The sequence below is a fragment of the Apilactobacillus sp. EABW-1NA genome (assembly GCF_030398685.1).
Lineage (GTDB): Bacteria > Bacillota > Bacilli > Lactobacillales > Lactobacillaceae > Apilactobacillus > Apilactobacillus waqarii.
The window spans coordinates 86,040-109,086 of record NZ_JAPDKO010000001.1 but is presented as its reverse complement, the minus strand read 5'-3'; the positions used below and the strand labels follow the sequence as shown (position 1 = coordinate 109,086).

Annotated in this window: 1 protein-coding gene; it reads left to right on the top strand. The window is 41.8% G+C overall.

What is annotated here, in order from left to right; translation table 11 throughout:
- The first annotated feature begins 404 nt into the window (after window positions 1-404).
- Window positions 405-22,982 (top strand): DUF5776 domain-containing protein, encoded by a 22,578-nt coding sequence (locus OEZ61_RS00130; RefSeq protein ID WP_290046500.1) that lies wholly within the window; start codon window positions 405-407, stop codon window positions 22,980-22,982.
- The last annotated feature ends 65 nt before the right edge of the window (window positions 22,983-23,047 follow it).

Here is a 23,047-nt window from a genome sequence, read left to right as displayed (position 1 = left end):
AATAATGAAAGCTAGAAGAAATAATATTTTCATTGATATTACAAATGTTAAATAAACATTTCTTTTATCTTTTTAATTATAGTTACGGTAATTTTTGTGTTATGATGTTTCGAATTAAAATTATAAAAAGATTAAAAATAAGACAATCTAAATGCATTGAAAAATTCTTTTAAAATATGAATTTTAAGCCATTTATTAGACAATATGTATTGTTTAATCGATAAATATTAAATGATTCTTCAAAACGTTTTAAATTTCTTTAAGAAGATGATAATATAGTGATTATATAAAATTACCCTCAATGCGCGCTTTTTAATGAAATAACAGCGCAAAATAATAAATTTTTAGAAAAAGTTTTAAATTAAAGTATTAAAACCTCGATTGAATTTGAAAGGACCATTACTATGCAATACAACAAGCAACAATTTAACAAAGTAAAAGATAAGAAAGTGATGAAGAAAGTTAAGAAACAATGGGTCGTAGTATCCGTTGCGACATTAGCTTTTTTGGGAACCACTGCGTACACCATGGGTGGAACAGAAGCTCATGCGGATGGTACTAGTGGAGGCACTACTAATAACAGTAATACTACTAACGGCAATACTACTAGTGGTACACAAAATAATAATCAAAGTGCTGGTAGTGGAAATGCCGCAACTAACACTAACACTGCTGCCACTAACACTAACACTAACACTGCCTCAACTAACGGGACCAGTGCGTCTTCAGGAGCCAGTGCGTCTGCTCCAGTTGTTACTGTAGGAACTACTAATGGTCAAGCTCCTAGCTTTAACAACAATGATGATTCAGCTACTTATGCCCAACAAATTCAACAAGGTTATCAAGATGCTTACAATGGTAAGGCAAACAACTCGGGTACTTTAACCGGACAAGCAATTAACTACTACAATGCTGGTTATGCAGCCGCAGCTGCAGTAATGAACGATTACAACCAAAAGACTCAAGGAATTGGTGCCGGTACTCAAGATTACACTTACTATGGAAACACACCTAATAGAAAAGATGATGCTGGAAACGTTAAAGTTGCCAGCTTAAGTTCAAGTGGAGCCAGTCTAGCAAACAATACTGCGGCAAATACAACTGCATCTAACAATTCTTCATCTGGTGCTGCGTCTAGTAACGGAAGTGGATTTACTGGTGCATCAACTACCAATCCACAAACTGCATTAACAGATGGAACTCCACAAAACTACAACAGTCCGGATTCTCCATACCGTGGTGGTGCCGATACTCCATATTCAGCATACACTTCAACACAAAACTACGAACAACAATTACTATCTAAGTTCTCAAATGTTAATAACGTCAGTGTGCAATCATCTAATCAAATTGGGGCTTCAATCATTCCTCAAGCTAGCGATGCAATTATCCAACAAGCACGCCAGCAATATGCTAACTACGCCGGTTTGGCGAAGGCTTTTGATACTGCCACAAACATGACATTGGCAATGCAAGGTTACAACGATGCCGAATCAGGTAAGTGGGTCGGTATTGCTCCTGGACAAGCAAGCAAAGGAAATCAAGATTTCTACATGAATTCATTCGCAGGAATCAGAAACTCATCTAACCCATATGATCAAGCATACTTGGGTGCCAAAGACTCAATTGCGAACTCTTTTGACAGCTCTAACAACTTTAAGGTTAATACTGCGTTTAACCCAGTAAATACATCTAATCAATACTACAACATGGGTTACAACGATGTTGTTAACCAAGAAACCGCCAAGGGATCTGGTGTGGTCTTTGTTTCTAATGGTGGCCAATTCTTCAATGTTTTGACAGGTCAAACTGGTGCAATGAATGCCGGTGGTGGTAATGTTGCTAACAATGTTATTAAAATTAAGATTGTCGGTGATATCGATTTAACAGCACTTACTGGTACTGGTGGTGAATACGCAAATATTAATGCAACCGGTTCATCTATCACAATTGATGGACAAAACCACATGATGGATTTCCATGACATGGATTACACATTCACTAACAGTAACTTTACTGATTTGTATCTTCAAAATTTCCAAACACTTTATGCTGCCAACTATTATGGTCCATTCCGTGTCGGTTCTAATGATAATATTCATTACTCCAATATTAACTACATTGGTGGACAATTGCTTAGTGCGACCTCACAAAACGTATACTTCTCCGGAAATGTTAACGTTTTAAATCCGGTTAACTACAACAATCTTGGAAAATCAGCTTACTACAACTCTCCATTCACCCAAAATGTCCTAACTGTTGGTGGTGGGAACCAACAAAACCTTGAAGTGCAAAACTTCGTTCTAGAAAATAATTCTCATTACTTCGGAAATACTTCACCAGTATATGGTGGTAACGCTATTGAATTGTACGGGAACATGACACTTGGTCAAAATTCCAAGATGACCCTTGCCAGTCGTGATACTGGTGGACAAGGTGAAAACGGAATTAACAGCTCTAACATGGCAATTTACTTTCGTAGTTCATCAGCCAACTTGAACGTGGCTAAGGATGCGGTCTTAAATATTATTCCATTAGCTTCACAAACTGCTAACCGTCTATCAGGTGGTATCTTCATGAGTGGGGGTAACATCACTGTCGATGGTGGTACCATCAACTTCCAAGCATATAACGGTACTGCTGGTTACTATAACCAAGCAATCGATATGCAAGGGGCATCCACAATTAAAGTTATCAACGGTGGATTAGTTAAGGCACTTGAAGCTGGTTTGCCACAAACAACTGGAACTTATTACACTTCTGATGGTCGTCAAGCTACTTTATATGGTTTGATTGCCAACGAAAATAACAATGGTAACTTCTATGTTGGCAATGGAGGTAACTTGATTGTTGGACTTACCGACCAAAATGGTGGATATGTAACTCCATACTACGGTAACTTAACTATTAATGGTGTTGGTAGTGATCACGTCATCTTCTACAATAACAACACTACCAATAATACTTTCCAAACTGGTGGTAACCAAAAAGGAATTAATGCATACAACGTCGGAATAAAGGATTCATCCAACCGTATCACTCCTCTTTACTACTTTAACCTTCCATCAGGTAGTGTTAACTACACTGGTGTCGATGGTTCTGGTAACCCAGTCAGTGGAAGTGTAAATACAACCCAACTAGAAATTCAAAGTATTCCTGCCGTTCAATTCGTAGGAACTAGTGGGGTTTCTGTTGATAATAACGGAAACACTGTTATTACTTCATACGCAAAATTGACCAACTACAACTCAATTTTAGGGCAAAAACTTTACTACCAAGTTGGATACTCTGGAACTGATCCACAAGGTAATTTCAATAATTTAACAACTTATCCAAACTCATCGACACAAGATTTATATTCAAATGCCGATCCTAACCTCTACACTGGGGCAATTAACGTTCCAACCAACTACGCTGGTGAAATTATCCCAGTTACTTTTGTATTACAAAAGAGTGCAATCGGAAACGTTAACCCTCAATTTGTAGGGATGCGTTTCAAGTATGGTTTGACCAGTGTTAACAACATCGTTAACACTAGTCCATCGGCAGGAACTAATAACTACACAATCACAATTGAAGGTTACAACACCGGTAGTAACGGAAAAGTAACTGAAAATGGTGATATGGGAATTACTGCCGGTAGTACAGCTGTTCAACAAAATGGTATCGTTGATGGTTTAGCCGATGCCTCTGCTGGTAACACCAATGCCAAGAATGCAGAAAGTTTCGCTACCAGAACAAGTACCGACTACACAGGTGCTTACAATGATGCCCAAAGTGGATATGCAGCATTTAATAAGAATTCACCATTATCATTGGATGATTTAAAACAAACTACTGGATTTAACGCTGCTGTTAACCCGGTTGCCTACATCCAAGGTTACCAAAAGGCCGCTTATGATGCCGGTGTTAGTGATGCCCATTTCGGTATTACTAGTCCGCAATTACAAAATATTCCTGGTTATCAAGATGGTGTAAACCAATATAACCAAGCATATCTAGTTGGACTAGATCCAAGTAAGGCATCACTACCATTATCAACTCTTCAATCACAATACGGACTTGCTTCAACATACTTGGGTATTCCAGCATCAGCTACAACAACTGGTTTATCCGATGCCCAAGGTGCTCTTTCATTCGTTCAAGATGAAAGAAACGCGATTATTAACAGTACATCCGGTGGATACGGAACTGTTCTATCAAACCCAACGCAAAAGAATGCTTATTTGGATGCGGAAGCGGGTTATTTCAATGCGGTTAAAAACGTATCAAACCCAACCGCTGCTAATCCAAATCCTAACGCAAGTAAGGCCGAACAAGCCGGTTTCCAATATGGACAATCATTGATTAACGGTGCACTAGCTAAGCAAAGACCAACAGTTGTAAACCCATCTGCTGGTATCTACAACTTGTCTGCCGCTCAATCAGCATACGATGCTGTTCAAGCAGCATTGATTCATGCGGTTTCTAACATTTCATCAGAATCAAGTACTACAAGTCACGGTGCCTTATCTGACGATTCATATGTAGGGGACAAGACTGTCTACAAGAGTATCAAGTATGGATACTACAAGGCGGCTCAAGGTCAAACCGACATTAATCTAACATCTCAAACAGAATCAAAACTAGACTTGCTTGAAGAAGTTGGATACATCTTATACGTTCAACCAAAGGCTTACGAACAAGGGGCGCAAACTTTCAACAACAAGCAAGCTAACACAGCCGCTAACAACCCATACAACAACTCAACAATTGGTCAACAATCATTTAACAGTGGTTTCTCAGATGCCCAAACTGCCTTCAACCAAGGTCAATCTGATGGTCTTAACACTGTTAAGAATAGCGCTAATCCACAAGGGGTTCAGTATCCAAATTCTGTAATTCCAGCCAACTATCAAAAAGATGAAAACCTATCTTCTTCATACTACACTGGTTATAAGGGTGCTGTTGATGGTTACAAAGACGGGGTGTCATCCACTACTGGATCAAACACCAACAACAATCCTACAAATCAAACGACTGCTAACTATGAAACTTCATACCAAAATGGTAATGCACAAGGTAGACAACAAGCAGGGGCTAATGACTATGTTAACAACACTGTTAGCCAAACTGTTGCCAATAGTGATACCAACTATGCTACTGGTGTAAATACTGCTGCTCAAGGACATTCAGATGGATATTCTCAAGCACAAAGCCAACCAGGAAACTCAAATATTACCACTAATAACACTGATAAAACCTATGTAACTGGATTTAACACTGGGGTTAGTGATGAACGTTTAGATGCAACCAAGAACATCGATGCTAGTGCATTCAACCAAGGTGCACAGGATTACATTAATAACTTGCCTATTTCTGTCAGTGGTCATGAGAAATACTACATCGCATACTACAGTCAAGGTTACGATGCCGCTAGACAAGGTCTATTGGATGCTCGTGATGGTAAAAGCCAAAGCTTACCAACTTTTACACCTTCAGCTAACAAGGCTGATCCAACATACGTAAACAGTAGTACAATTGTTGCTCAATTCACTACTAACCTACAAAACGCATACAAGTTGGGATATAATTCATTCAAAAATGATGTGACAACTGGATTCAGTGATTCAAATAATGCACTAGCTAATAACCAAGCTGCACTAACTGCTAACGATGGTAATAAATTGGTTGCTTACAATGTTGCAGCTGATATCTTTAACACTCAACTAGCATCATTGGAAAATACTAAATACAATAACCAACAAAGTCCTAGTGGTACTTTGTACACAGATTTGCAAAGTTGGTTCAACACCCAAGCTCAAGCTGATTACCAAAATGGTGAAAGCATTGCCAAGAAGACAACTGTTCCACCAACTGCAGGTAACACTCAACCACAAATTTCATTTGGATTCCTACAAGCTGGTTTTAACGACCTAACTAATGGATACAATGGAACAACTGGAAACACTGTTAACACCAAATCTCAAGGTTACGTTGATGGTGTAAAGCAACAACAAAACTTAAATACAGGGATTAATACAGCTAAGACATCAGTTCAAAACAACACACCAAGCGATCCAGATCAATTGGATGCCTACAATGGTACCAAGGCTGGATACATGGATGTGGCTACTGGTTCTAAGACAATTACTTCCCAATATGACAAGGTCTTCGTTGATGCATATAACAAGGCTTATTCAGATGGCGCTAGTTTAGCCAACGAAGCATTGCAACAATTGAGTCAAAACCAATCAGCAACTGATGCAACACTAAACGCTGATGGCGCTAAGAACGTTGCTTACACAGCAGCATACAAACAAGTAATGGATGGATACCATTCAGTTCTTCGCATGACTACTGGATCAACTCCTGATTCAAACGCTAACTACCAACAAGGTCAAACAGTTGGTCATACCTTCATGAATGACTACAATGCTGCCGAAGCTAAGAGTAATCCAAAGGTATCTGACTCACCATCACAAACTTACCATGGTGTTGTTGATGCATTGAACAATGCTTCTGCAAACGGAACTATCCAACCAATCACAAGTAGTCCGAATGGAACACTTTACATTGATGGATACAACCGTGCCGTCGCAGATATCAACAAGGCTTCTGCAGATGCTGTCAGAGACTTTGACAACGGGGTTCAACCAAACCCAAGTCAAGAATCAACAGCAGCTATTCAAGCTGGTTACACTCAAGCTTACCAAGCATTAACTACTGGATTTAAGCAAGGATTGAGTAATCCAAACTCATCTGCTCCAGCTAACACCAACGCTGCCGCTGGTTTTGTAAATGGACAAGCTACCGCTAAAGGATATGCTGATGCCATTAAGGACTTTAACAATGGTAGTAACAACCCTAACGCCAACACAGAACCTGGTTACGCAGATACTATGAACGCTTTGCTTGATGCACAAAAGAAACAACGTAATAACAACAACACAACCACGGTTTATGGATTAGCTTACTCACAAGCCTTAGGTGCTAACGATGGTTTGGCTGCCGTTAAGAATAATTCTTCAACTAACGATATCCCAACCAACGTTCCAAGCACTGTTAACCCATTTGCATACCAAGATGGTTACCAAGGATCTGTTGATGGTTACAAAGATGGTTCGGCATCTACTGAAGGAACATCTACTAACAACAGTGCTGCGCAAGCAAACAACCCAATTTACCAAAATGCTTACAAGCAAGGTAATACAGCTGGTCGTCTTCAAGCCGGTGCCAATGACTACACTAACGGTACTGTTAGCCAAGCTGAACAACAACAAGATAAGAACTACGCAACCGGTGTATCAATTGCCGAAAATGGTTATCAAGATGGGGCTAGTGGTGTAACTAAGCAAGGACAAGATAAACCATATACAACTGGTAATGCTCAAGGTATCCAATCTGCCGATGGGGTAAAACAAGCTCAAGCACTAAATAGTACAGATAATGGACTATCAGGTGACTCCAAGAGTGCTTACTACGGAGTTAAGGATGCTTATGCATATGTTGCTAATCCAAATATTCCAAATACTCAATTGCCTTCATATGGTGTAAGTGGAATTAATACGCAATCAAATGCCTACCAAGCTGCTTTTGTTGCTGCCAAGGCCAAGGCATTATCAGATGAAGCGCAAGGGGTTGCTACATTCCAAGCTAGCCAAGATAACACCTATGACACAACTTCAGCCAACGCAACTGTTGATACTAAGGCAATGAGCAATGGTTACAACCAAGCTCAAAAGGGTTACAATGCATCAACCACAAATACTTTTGATACTACCAACAAGAGTGCTTCATACATTGCTGGTAACACTATGTACAACGATATTCAATCAGGTATTAACGATGCCAAGACTAACCCAACTCTAGGCGCTAACTACACTGGTTCAGCAGTAAGAGTTGCTGCTTACGATGGTACTGCTGGAGCATTTAATGATGTTTTGAAGAACACACCAAATGCTTCTGCAACACCACTAAGTCGTGATGCTAACCAATCTAAGGCATACGTTGACGCATATAACAGATCAAGAGATATCGCAATTCAAGATGGTGCTAATGGTGCTTTGGCATACGTCAGAGGACAAAACCAAGCTACTGGTAGCGATGCCGATTCACAAGCGTTTAACTATGGTTATGGTCGTGCCCAAACTGGATTTAGCGATTCAAAGAACATTGGATCAGCTCAAGCATCTGATGCAGCATACATGACAGGTTACAATGCATACCAATCTGAAAATGCAGGTAATAGTGATGCTGTTAATGGAAATACTTCTAGCCAAAATTCAGTTTCTGATAAACAATCTTATACTGATGCCATTAATGCATATAGAGATGCTTATGGTCAGCTACTCCAAAATCCTGATGCGACAACACTTCCAGATATGACCGGGAAATCCCCAGCATATAAAGATGCGTATAATGTGGCAGTAGGTGAATTAAAACTTGATTATCAAACTGGATACCAAGCTTTAGCTAATAATGAGGTTAATGGGGTTTCAGTACCTGCTGGATCAAATCAATATTCAACAGCTATGAGAGCTCAAGGATTAAGTGAAGCGCAAAAAGGTTTCAGATTTGGATATTTATCTCAACCACTAACACTAAAAACTACGGCTGCTAAGTATGGACAGTCAGAAGGTCAACAAATTTTAGCGGCTATTAGAGACGTATCAAGTACAGGTGAGTATAATACTCAATCTACAGACCTTATTTATATTACTGCTGGTGCTGCTGCAACCGATGCTAAAAATGCTGTTGATAATAATCCAGATGTATCTAACCAACCTTCACAAAATAATGCTAATAATAATAATCCGGTATATCCTATTGCATACACCAATGCGGTTAATACAATGCAAGCTAACTACCAAAACGGTGCTCAACAATACCTAAGTAGTCAAGCTGCTCCTGCTAACGCAACTTATGAATACACCATGGGTTACAACGATGCGCAAAATGGATTTGCTGCAGGATTTAATGGAACATCCATGCAAAATAATCATAGTCAAACACAAGTTGCTCAAACGGCCGGTCAAAAGGCATTACAAGGTTACAACGATGCCGTTTCAACTGGTCAAATCAACTACCCAGCTGGAACTGATCAAAACCAAATCGATGCTAACAATGGTGCGTCTCAAGCACTTACTGACATTAGTAACGGTCTTTCAAACAACGATTCTGCATACACTTCATACAGTAATGCATTCAAGTTGGCTTACGCCAAGGTAAAACAAGCAGCACAAACTGCTTATGACAAGGGTGCAAGCGGATATGTAAATGGTGACAGCAACACTACTGCTACCGATCCAATTTCCAAGGTTCAAAGTGCAGGTTACAATGCTGCTAAACAAGGTCATGATTTACAACAAGCTGGTCAAACCTTAACTGAAGCGCAAAAGAATAATTCAGCTCTAAACACTGGTTTCAATGATTCTAAGTCAGGAAACGAAGGATTAGCCGCAGCTGGTAGCAATACCACTCCAAACATGACTAACTGGACTCAACCACAAAAAGATGGTTACCAAGGTACTGTCGATGCTTACGCTAACGGTCAATCAGACGGTCAAATGCCTGATTTAACTGGTAAGAGTCAAGCATACAAGGATGCATACACTACTTCTTATAATGATGCTAAGCAAAAGGCTACCCAAGGGGCCAACGCTGCATTGACTGGCCAACCAGTGGATCAAACTGGATGGACTCAAAAGCAAAAGGATGCATATGCAACTGGTGTTACTAACGCCAACAATGCGTACAAGCAAAACCAAGACAACGTGAATGCAACCAACCCATACTCTGCAGGTAGTGATGGTTCAGAATCATTCGATGGAGCCAAAGCTGGTTTTGCTGACGGTACTAATGGTGGACAAACTTCACTAGACGGTAAGTCAGACGTATTCAAGGCTGCCTACAACAAGGCTCAACAAGAAGCTAGACAAAATGCTCAAGCCGGTATCGATGAATTTACTGCTAACAAGAGTAATACTGCCAACGCAACCGCAACCGACGCTAAGAACGTAGCTCACAATGATGGTTATACCCAAGCTCAAGCCGGATACAACGGTCAAACTGGTCCTGGTATCAATACCAATGATCCAGCATACAAGGCAGGTCAACAACTACGTACTGATGAAAACACCGGTGTTTCAGCAGCTCAACAAGCAACTGGCAGTGATGACAAGTCATTCACTCCAGTCAATGCTTCTCAAAAGGCTGCTTACGATGCCGCTTTAGCTGGTATCACAGCTGGTGCTAATAACAACAATAACGGTCAAAGTGTCTCTGAAGGAGACTCTGCTCAAGCTAAGGCATACACAGATGCGTACACCCAAGCTCATGCACTAGGTATGCAAAAGGCTGCTGACGGTGCGAACGCATTTAATGCAGGTCAAGCAGATAATTCCGATAAGAGTTTGGCTGGTCAAGCTCAAAGCCAAGGGTACAAGGATGCTCAAAGTGGTCACGATGCCGCCGTTAATAAACAAACACCAACTGAAGCACAAAGAAACAATCCATCATTCATGGCTGGATACAATGCTGCTCAATCTGCTCGTACAGGTCTATCTGACATTGAAAAGGGTGCCACAACCCCAACTAGCCACGCTGATAACAGTGCGTACACCCAAGCTCAACAAGCTTACAAGGATGCAAGTGATTCAATTGCTGCTAACCCAGACAACCCAGCAGCAACTACTAATACTTCACCTGCATATCAAGAAATCTACAAGCAAGCCCAAGCTGACTTGAAGAATAACTACGATTCAGGTAAGCAACAATTCATGGATGCTCAATCAAGTGCTAACACTAGTGGCGCTTCATCCGACCAAGGTAAGGGTAGAATTAGCCAAGGTTACGCTGATGCTCAAGCTGGTTTCAATGCTGCGATTAACGGTCAAACCATTACTAATCCAAACGATGCTCAAAAAGCAGGGATGGACGCTGCTAAGACAGTAACTGACACTGTTAAGGCTTCAGTGGGTGGTTCATACAAGAACAGTAGTGACCCAGTTGCTCAAGCAGCCAACAACGCAACTCAATCGGCACACAATGATATACTAAGCGACCCAGATCACGCTGATGTATCAACTGATCCAAGCATCGCTAATAACCCTGTAAAGGCGGCTGCTTACAAGCAAGCGCAAGAACAATACAAGGCTAACTACGATGCCGGAACTAATTCATACTTGAATAACACTACTGAACCTAGTGATGATCTAGGTAAGAAGGGTTACCAAGAAGCAAATGAAGGATTCACTGCTGGTTTCAGCGGTCAAACATCAATTGCTAACCAACACAGTGCAGCCCAAAGCGGACTATCCGCTGGTGAACAAGCACTTGCTGGTTACAACAATGCATTATCTCTAAAGGATGAAAATGCGAATGCACCACAAGTCGAAAAAGATGGTAACAACGGTGCCAAACAAGCATTTGCTGATGCTAAGAACAATACTTCAATGAGTGCCAGCGACCTTGCTAAAGAACCGGTAGCCTTCCAAGCTGCCTACAACAAGGCCAAAGAAATTGCTAAACAAGCCATCACAGACGGTGCGACCGCATTCGCAAGTGGTCAAGTTCGTCCAACAGTGACTGACGCCATCACAGATGCCCAAGCTAAGGCTTACGATGATGCACGTTCTGGATACGATGCTGCCAAGACTGGTGCAACGTTGACCCAAGAACAAAAGAACAACCCATCATTCATGGCTGGGGTAAAGGCATATCAAGATGCACAAACCGGTCGTACTTTATTTAATGAAGGAAAATCATTACCAGGTGATGCAACTACAGCTGAAAATCTAGCTTACAACGCCACTAAGGACGCTTATACAGCTGGTGCAAGTGATCAACCACAAAGAAGTGATTTGAATCAGCAACCTGGTATTTACCAAGATGAATATTCAGATTCTTATGCAGATGCTCAACAAAAGGCCCAATCAGGTGCTAGTGAAGCATTTGGGAACTCAACTTCTAAGGTAGATCAAAGCACTTGGACCCAAGCTCAAAAGGATGCTTACAACACTGGTAAGGCGAACGCCGAAGCTGGTTTCGATAAGACTAAGCAAGATGTTACCGCTCAAAATAACTACCCAACTGGTAGTAACTCCGGTGAAGCATTCGATGGTGCTAAGGCTGGTTTCTCAGACGGTAAGTCTGGTGCAACCACTGACCTAACTAACAAGACTCAAACATTCATTAACGCATACAATGCTGCTAAGCAAGAAGCACAACAAGCTGCAAAAGCGGGTGCTGATCAATTCAACGCTCAACAAAGTGACTCCGCTGATGCTAATGCTAAGGATGCGCTAAGTGTTGCTCACGTTAATGGCTACACCCAAGCTCAAAACGGTTACAACGCCCAAAACAATAACACTGTTGATAATGGTAACAAGGACACTTCTTACCAATCAGGTGTGCAAACTGCCAAGGACGTTGCCAAGGGTTCTGCCGACGCTTTAACTGATCCAAGTAAGAAGGATTCATACAACTCTGGTTCAGCTGCTCAAGATGCTGCCTACAAGGCGACCGTTAATGGTTACCTAGACGGTAGTAACGGCAATAACGATAACGCAACAACTACTGACCCTAGTCAAGCTAAGGCTTACAACGATGCATACCAAGCTGCTAAGCAAAAGGGTGAACAATCCGCAACCACTGGAGCTATCTCATACATTGCTGGTAATACTAAACCAACTGGTAATTCAGCCGAAAGTCTTGCTCAACAAAAGGGTTACCAAGATGCAACAGATGGATACAATGCTGCAACCAACAAAGATGCAACAATTCCAACTAACGCAACTGATGCCTACAAGACTGGTTTCAATGCCAATAAGTCTGGTCAAGCCGGAATCAACGACATCGAAAATGGTACAACTACTGCAAACGTTGTCGATTCTGCTTCATATAACAAGGCTCAAAAGGCATACGATGATGCTTCTAAGGCAATCAGTTCCAACCCAGATTCACCAGCAACTGCTAGTGATAGTTCACCTGTATACAAAACTGCTTATACTAAGGCCGTTAACGACTTGAAGCAAAACTACCAAAATGGTACTAACCAATTCGTTAACGGTAGCAAATCTGCTGACACTTCAGGTGCTAAATCAAATCAAGCTAAGACGCAAATTGAACAAGGTTACGCTGATGTTCAACGTGGTTTCAACGACAAGATTGATGGAAAGACAACTAACAACGCCAATGACACTACCCAAAAGGGTGCCGACATGGCACAAAAGGTTATCGATTCCGTCAACGGTGTCGCAACCGACAACGTCTCAAGCAGCAATGATCCAATTGTTCAAACCGCCAACAGTGCAGCTGGACAAGCAAAACAAGATCTACAAAATGATCCAGATCATTCAACTATTTCAGACGACGCAAGCATTCAAAACAACCCAATCAAGGCAGCTGCTTACAAGGTTGCTGTTAACCAAATGCATCAACAATACGCAGATGGTTCAAGCGACTACTTGAACAACCAAACCAAGCCAAGCACTGATTTAGGTAATCAAGGATACAATGACGCCCAAGCTGGTTTTGCTGCCGGATTCAATGGTACAAGCGTTCCTAACGAACACAGTGCTACTAAGGCTGGTCAAACAGCTGGACAATCTGCATTGTCAAGTTACCAAGAAGCACTATCAAACAAGAAGGATACTTCAGGCGATGCAATGCAACAACAAGCTAACTCTGCTGCCCTTCAAGCATTTGATGATGCTAAGAACCTAAAGACAACTGATATCTCTAAAGAACCATTTGTTGCATACCAATTGGCATACCAAAAGGCACAACAAGATGCTGCTGTTGCAACTACTAGTGGTGCGACAGCATTTGCTAACGGTGAAACCAGACCAACTGGTGACGATGCGCTAAGTCAAGTTAAGCAAGCAGCTTACGACTACGCTAAGTCAGGTTATGAAGCTGCTAGAGACGGTAAGATTACCGATGATGATAAGAAGAATCCATCATTTATGGCTGGGGTTGATGCATACAACCAATCAGTTAAGGGACACGATGCATATGTAAATGGTGAAAAATTACCAGATGATGCTAGTTCTGCCGAAAAGGCTGGTTATACTGCTGCCCAAGATGCTTACTCAAGTGGTAAGAATGACAGCGCTAAGCCAAGTGATTTAGGTAGCAAACCAGAAGCATACCAAGACGTTTACAACAATGCTTATGCCGATGCCCAAGCTAAGGCAACAATCGGTGCTTCTGAAGCATTCAATAACACTACTCCAGTTAGCCAGGATGGTTGGACTCAAGCTCAAAAGACTGCTTATGCAGCTGGTAAGCAAAACGCAATTGCGGCATACAACGACACTAAGTCCGATAACACCAAGGCTAATCCAAATGCTACTGGAACAGATGCTGCACAAGCATTTGATGGTGCTAAGGCTGGTTTTGCTGCTGGATCAACAGGAATCACTCCTGATTTATCAGGCAAGTCCAACACATTCCTAAATGCCTTCAACAAGGCTAAGAATGAAGCTAGTGCTGCTGCTAACGATGGTCTTAAGGAATACGAAGCAGGTAACAGTGATTCTGCTACTGCTTCAAACGACTCATTAAACCAAGCTCACAAGGCTGGTTATCAAGCTGTATCAGATGGTTACCAAGCTCAAAAAGCTGGTAACGCTGATAATAATAACCAAAACGTTAATTACCAAGCAGGTATCAACTTAGCTAAGCAATTAGCAAATGGTACTAACGATGCCACAACTAACCCAAGCAACAACGGTAATGAATACAAGAGTACTCCTGCTCAAGAAGCCGCATACCAAGCAACATTGAACGGTTACAAGGATGGTGCCAATGGTAACTCTGATAACCAAACACCAACTGACGCAAGTCAATCAGTGGTTTACAACGATGCTTATGCTGCTGCTAAGCAACAAGCTCAAATGGATGCTGCAACTGGTGCTAGTGACTTTAACAAGGGACTAGACAAACCATACGGTGCAGACTCTCATTCAATCGCTCAAGCGAAGGGTTACCAAGATGCTAGTGATGGATATCAATTAGCTAAGAACAATAATGTTGCCTCATTACCAAGTGGTGCAACTACTGCTTACGTATCCGGATACAACGCATACAAGTCAAGTCAAGCTGGTCTAAACGATGTTGAAAACAACACCACTACCGACCATGTCGACAACGACGCATATGCTAAGGCGCAAAAGGCATACACAGATGCAAGTAATGCAATTGCCGCTAACCCTGACAAACCACAAACATCTCAATACAAAGACCCAGCTTACGTTGATGCTTACAACAAGGCCGTATCTGATTTACAAGCTAACTACCAAACTGGTCAACAACAATTTGATAGTGGGAAGAACGTTGCAGATACTACTGGCGTAACTTCACAACAAGCTAAGGATCGTTTGGCTCAAGGTTATGCTGATACCAAGTCAGGATTCGATTCAGTTGTTAACAACACACCAATCAGTAATCCAAACGCTGCTCAAAAAGATGGTATTAAGTCAGCTAAGACTGTTCAAGATGCCGTTAGTGGAATCGTAAACAGTAATACTGACAGCAATAACCAAGACCCTGTCTACACTAGTGCTACTCAAGCAGCACAACAGGCTAAGACAGACTTGGTTGATAATCCAGGACACAGTACCAACTCTGATGATTCAACAATCCAAAACAATCCAATTAAGAAGGCTGCTTACAAGCAAGCCATCCAAGCAATGCAAGTTCAATACAATGAAGGTGCAAATGCGTTTGTATCTAACCAACCAGAACCAAGCGACAAGCTAGGTCAAGATGGTTACCAAGATGCACAACAAGGATTTAACACTGGATTTGCTGGTACTAAGGTTTCAGATAACGCCGATAGTGGAATCCAAACTGGTAACAAGTACGGACTATCCGCATTGAATGGTTACCAAGATGCCTACAACGGTGTTTCAAACAGCAATACTGACGATGCTCCAAGAAATGATGCTAACAAGGCTGCTCTACAAGCTTTCGACGATGCCAAGACTGGTAATGTCACTGATCTATCTGACAAGTCATTGGCTTACCAAAGTGCATACAAGAAGGCACAAGGTGATGCTAAACAAGCACTTATCCAAGGTGCTCAAACATTTGCTGATGGAAACGCTAGTCCAGCCGTAACCAACGCCCCAAGTGGTGTTGCTGCTAAAGCATATGCCGACGCGGTGGCTGGTTACAAGGCTGCACAAGCCGGTGGTAATTACACTGATGAACAAAAGGCTAACCCACAATTTATGGTTGGGGTTAATGCTTATAACGACATGGTTTCAGGTCGTCAATTGTTCACCAGCGGTGGTCAACTAACTGGTAACGAATCAGCATCTGAAAAAGCTGGATACCTTGCCGCACAAGCTGCGTTTGCTGCTGGTAAGAACGACGAACCAAAGGATTCAACTTTGGCTAACAAGTCAGTTCAATACCAAGATGCATACAACAATGCTTACGACAACGCTAAACAAATTGCTACAAGTGGTGCCAACGATGCATATGCAACTAATCCATCAACAGATACTTCAAAACTATCTTCAACTGAATTAGATGCTTACAATGCCGGTAAGCAAAATGCTAAAACTGCATACAATGCAATCAAGGGTGACATTACAACTGCTAACAACAACATTGTAGACAGTGACGCTTACAACTCATTTGAAGGTGCTAAGGCTGGATTTGCTGCTGGTAAGACTGGTAACGACACTTCATTAGATGGTAAGTCAACTGCATACATCAACGCATACAAGAGTGCGAAGAACGAAGCTGCTCAAGCTGCAGCTGCAGGACTTGCAGAATTTGCTGCCGGAAAACCTGACACAGCTACCAATTCAAATGATGCACTAAATGTGGCTCACAAGAATGCGTTTGATCAAGCAACTGCTGGATACAATGCTCAAGTTAATGGTCAAATTAACCAAAACAACAACGATAAGTCATACCTAGCTGGTGTGCAAACTGCTAGTGATATGCAAACTGGATACAACGATGCTTTGACTAATCCAAATCGTTCAGTTTACAACGGTACTGCTGCTCAAGAGGCTGCATACCATGCCACTGCAAATGGTTTCCATGATGGAAGTTACGGTACTAACAACTCAACACCTACTGATGCAACTCAAGCTAAGGCTTATGCTGATGCATATAACAAGGCATTGAGTGCTGGTCAAGCAGCTGCATTAGCTGGTGCAACTACTTACAACAGTGGAAGTGCTAAGACTGATGACAACAGTGCGACTGGTCAAGCAGCTCAAAAGGGGTATGATGATGCTAAACAAGGTCATGATGACGCAATGAACAATGTTCAAGCGCCAAGCAACCCTAGTGCTGCATATCAATCAGGTGCACAAGCTGTTGCAGATGGTAAGAGTGGTGCCAACGACTTTAACGGTCAAAAGGATGCCAACGCTAACTACACATCAGGTAACATTAATGTGCAAACTGGTCATGATGGTGCTAAGGATGGTTACCTAGACGCAGTTCAAGGCAACACCAAGAAGAGTTTTGACACTAGTTCTAACAAGACTCAAGCATACCAAGACCAATACAGTGCCGAATACGACAAGGCATTGGCTAAGGCATCACTTGGTGCTCAAAACCAATTCACTAACAATAACCAAGACATGACTAACTGGACTCAAGCTGATAAGAATGCTTACCAAGCTGGTCAAGCTAGTGCATCACAAGGTTACAATGAAGCACGTCAAAATCCAGATGACACCACCCACACTGGTAACACTAATGTGGATGAAAGTTTCAAGGGTGCGGCTGCCGCATTTAACGACGTGAAGAATGGTGAAGAAGGACAAAATGGTACTTCTGATGCCAGTCCTGTCTACCAAGACGCTTACCAAGTTGCATTGAATGCTGCTAAACAAGTAGCTAACAATGGGGCAACTAGTTTTGGTAATGGCCAAGACTTAGCCACTCAAGTTGCTAAACTAGGTAACAACCAATCTGACAAGAACGCCTTTACTAAGGGATACAACGATGCTCAAGCAGCTTATGGTCAAGCTCAACAAACTCCTAGTCAAGCTAGTCCATACGCAACCGGAACTAACAGTAACTTGGTATTCGAAGCCGCTCAAAACGCATTTAGCGATGTGAAGAACGGCGAAGCGGGTGCCCAAGCTAACAAGAGTTCTGATCCTGCATACGTTGCTGCTTACCAACGTGCTTTAAACGAAGCTCAACCGGTAGCAACCAACGGTGCTAGCGGATTCAGTAATGGTGTCAACCTACAACAACAACTTGAATCATTTGGTAACAACCAAGCTCAAAAGGACGCTTACACCAAGGGTTACAACGATGCACAAACTGCTTACGGCCAAGCATTGCAAAATGCTAACGACAACGCCGACCACAAAACATCATCAAATGGTGATGAAACTTATCGTGGTGCATCTGCTGCATTATTAGATGTTAAGAACGGAACTGCTGGTCAACATGCAAACGCAGAACAATCAGCACCATACCAAGCTGCATACGCTAAGGCATTGGCTCAAGCCCAAGCTCAATCTAATGCCGGTGCTACTGCATTTGGTAACAATGCTGACCTTAACAGTGCACTTGGTCAATTTGGTAATAACCAAGCATTAAGCGATACCTTTGCCAAAGGTTACAACGATGCGAGTGCTGGATACACCGACGCACAAAAGGATGCTAATATGAGTTCAACTCATAGCACTAATGGTGATAAGGATGAAGTTTACCGTGGAGCTGCCGATGCATTTAACGCGGTATCTCGTGGTGAAAACCCAACTCCTGATGCATCACAAACTAATGCGGCTTACCTTGCTTCATTCAGTCGTGCGAAGGATCAAGCACTACAAATCGCTAAAGATGCTGCAGTTGGTTTCAACAAGGGAACTGCTCAACAAGACTTGCTAAGTGCACAAGGCGACAACAAGGCATTACAAAATGCTGTCAGTCGTGGTTACGTTGATGCACAAACTGCATACAGTCAAGCTGAAGCACAACCTGACACAACTACTCATCAAACTGATAGTAATGCTGACAAGACATTCCATGGTGCTTCATTAGCATTCAGCGATGTTAAGAATGGTACTGACGGCAATAGTCGTCCTGATGACAGTGATGCCGTTGCTCAAAGTGCTTACGACAAGGCCTTAAGTTACGCTCAAGGTGTTGCTAAGAACGGAAGTGACGCATTCATCAAGGGTGCTACTCTTGATAACACTGTTAACAGTGCGGGTGCTAACCAATCAGATAAGGATGCAATCGCTAAGGGTTACAATGATGCACAAACTGCTTACGCAGAAGCTCAACAAAACCCAACTGAAAACAACCCATATGCTGCTAACACTAACAGCAACCTAGTCTTTGCCGCCGTTGCGAACGCAATTGCTGACGTGAAGGCTAACAACGTTGGTGCTCAAGCAAATGCTTCAACCGACAAGGTATATGTAGATGCATATCAACGTGCATTGAACGAAGCACAACCTCAAGCAACCAATGGTGCGACTGGATTCGGTCAAGGTGTTAACCTTGCCGATGAACTTGCTAAGTTTGGTAACAACCAAGTTCAAAAGGATGCATACTCAAGAGGTTACAACGATGCGCAAACTGCTTACGCTCAAGCACTTCAAAATGCTAATGATGGTAGTGATCATGCAAGTTCAAGCAATGGTGACGAAGTCTACCGTGGGGCAGCTGCCGCATTGCAAGATGTTAAGAATGGTCATGCTGGTCAAAATGCAAACGCAGAACAATCAGCACCATTCAGAGCTGCTTACGCTAAAGCATTACAAGAAGCACAATCTCAAGCTAATGCCGGTGCTACAGCATTTGGTAACAGTGCCGACCTTAACAGTTCACTAGGTCAATTCGGTAACAACCAAGCATTGAAGGATGTCTTCACTACTGGTTATACTGATGCCAATAACGGTTTCAACGCCGCTCAACAAGATGCATCTAAGGCTGACGATCATAAGACATCAAGCAATGAAGACGTGGCATACGTCGGAGCTGCTGACGCGTTTAACGCTGTTGCCCAAGATAAGAATGCTACTCCTGATGCATCACAAACTAACCCAGCATACATTTCAGCATTCAACCGTGCTAAAGCATTGGCTAACCAACTTGCCCAAACCGGAGCCGTTGGATTTAACCAAGGTAAATCACAAGCTGACTTGCTTACTTCTCAAGGTGATAACAACACTCTTAAGAATGAAATTAGCCGTGGTTACACTGATGCCCAAACTGCATACGGTCAAGCCAAGAGCAAACCAGATACTGAAAGCAGACAAACTGACACTAATGCTGATCAAACCTTCCATGGTTCATCACTTGCATTTAACGATGTTAAGTTAGGTCAACTAGGTAGCAGTCGTCCAGCTGACAGTGATGTCGTAGCACAAAGTGCTTACGATAAGGCTTTAGCTGAAGCAATTGAAATCCTAAGAACAGGTATCACTGGTTACCTAAGTGATAGTCAATTGAGTGACCTATTAGACCGTGTTGGTGACAACCAATCTGATAGGGATGCAATTACTAAGGGTTACAACGATGCTCAAAAGGCATACGCTCAAGCTCAACAAAACCCAGATCAAAACAGTCCATACACTGCAAACAGTACAAACGACTTGGTATTCAAGGCTGTTGTTAATGCAATTAACGACGTTAAGAGCGGAAATGATGGAGCACAAGCTAAAGCTTCTAACGATATCGTTTACATCGACGCATATCAAAAGGCTCTACAAACTGCTCAACCAGAAACTACCAACGGTGCGACTGGATTTGGTAATGATGTCAACTTGAATGATCAATTGGCAACGTTTGGAGATAACCAATCTCAACGTGCTGCTTACTCTAAGGGTTACAGCGATGCACAAAATGGTTACAACCTTGCATTGCAAAATGCAAACGATGGGGTCAACCATACAACTAACTCCAATGAAGACACAGTCTACCGTGGAGCAGCCGCTGCTCTTAATGACATTAAGAATGGAAATCCTGGTCAATATGCAAATGCTGAACAAGGTGCTCCATACAAGGCTGCTTACGCTAAGGCATTGGCTTACGCAAGTCAAATTGCTAAGAACGCAGGTGTTACTTACCTACAAAATGGCTCATTGAATGATTCCTTAGGTCAATTTGGTGGTAACCAATCCGTTAAGGATGTCTTCACCAAGGGTTACAACGACGCCAAGGTTGGTATCGAATTAGTACAATTAGGTACTGATCAATTGGCAAGTCACACTAACGGCAACAATGTGGACAACACTTACCGTGGTTCTGTATTGGCATTGATTGATATTAATTCAAACCGTCCAAACAACCATCTAAGTGATAGTAACGACCCAGTCTTCATTGCTGCTTACCAACGTGAAGCACAAATTGCTCAACAAGCTGCTAACAATGGTGCTAAGGCATACACCGAAGGATTGACTGAATCTGCTGCGATTAACAAGTACTCAGCAACACCTGAAGATGCTGCCGCAATTAAGATGGGTTACGAACAATCACAATCTGGTTACAATGACGGAAATCAGGCTAATGCACAATCCAAGTCAGATAATCCATATTACCAAGTTGGTTTCACTTACGCTGATTCTGCTTACAAGGGTTACCAAGCTGCTCAAAGTAATGGTAAGCAAAGCACAACTGGTAACGTTGCTACTGACGATGCATATCAAGCAACGATTGCTGCTAGTGCGGATGCCAATAAGGGAATTAAGCAAGATGTTAGCGGTAAGTCATTGGCTTACCAAGTTACTTACCAACGTGCTTATGATTACTTCTTGGCTAAGAAGAAAGCCGCACAAGAAAGCGACTTCTCTAAGGTATCTAAGAAGTACTACAAGAAGAATTACAAGTTGTACAGAGTTTCTAACAAACATGGTGCAAGAATGTACATGAGTCCTAAGTTTACCAAGCATAACTGGATTACTACATTGCAACATGGTGATCTAATCAAGGTTATCAAGATTGTTAGATACGGTAAGACAACTAGACTATACGTTGGTCACGGTGAATACGTCACTGGTAACAAGGATTACGTTGTTGCAACTCAATTAGCCAAGGCCGATAAGAAGAAGACTACTAAGAAGGTTAAAAAGACAACCAAGAAGAAGGTTGTTAAGAAGGTAACTCCAGTAATTAAGACAAAACCAGCTAAGAAGAAGGTAGTCAAGAAGACTGAAACAACCAAGAAACCAACTGTAGTTAAGAAGCATAAGACCAAGGCAAAACAAACATCAATTAAGCAAATTCATAAGAAGACTGTCCAAACAAATGTTAAGAAGACCCATAAGAAGGTAGTTACACCAGTTATTAAGAAACAACAAACTATTAACAACCCAGGCTACTCTGTAACAGTGACTCCAACGAAGGTAAGTCGTTACTACAGAAAGAACTACACTGAATTCAGACTTCAAAAGGATGCTTTGATTCATACAAGTAAGAACTTTACTGACCGCAACTGGGTATCAACGCTTCGTCGTGGCGATATCATTAGAGTTGAAAAGGTTGTTAAGTTCCATGGAATCACCAGATTCTACATTGGAAAAGGTCGTTACGTAACAAGTAACAAGTCATTTGTGATTGATGAGAAGACTTACGAACAACGTAAGGCCACTCAAGATGTCAAGAAGTACAAGGCATCACACAAGTCACTTCCAAAGAACTTGTCTGATCATAGTGATGCTTATGTCGACGCTTACTTGAAGGAATTCTATCGTGGCAGCAATGCTAAGGTTACATTCCGCCGTAAGAAGACTGATACTAATTCAAAGACTACTTCAAACAAGCAAGAAAGTCGTTATTACCGTAAGAACCATAATAAGTTCAGAGTGATAGCTAAGAATGGTATTAGAATTCACACCGATTTGAAATTTAACGATAAGAACTGGACTGTGAAATTACAACGTGGAAATGTATTCAAAGTTCAAAAAATAGTTAAATATTATGGAATTACCAGACTATATATTGGTCAAAATGAATATGTAACAGGTAATACATCATTTGTTAGAGAAATTACGGATTAAGTATTTCTTTAAAATATTCATAGAAAAAACCCCCTCATATAATTTATGAGGGGGTTTTTACGTAT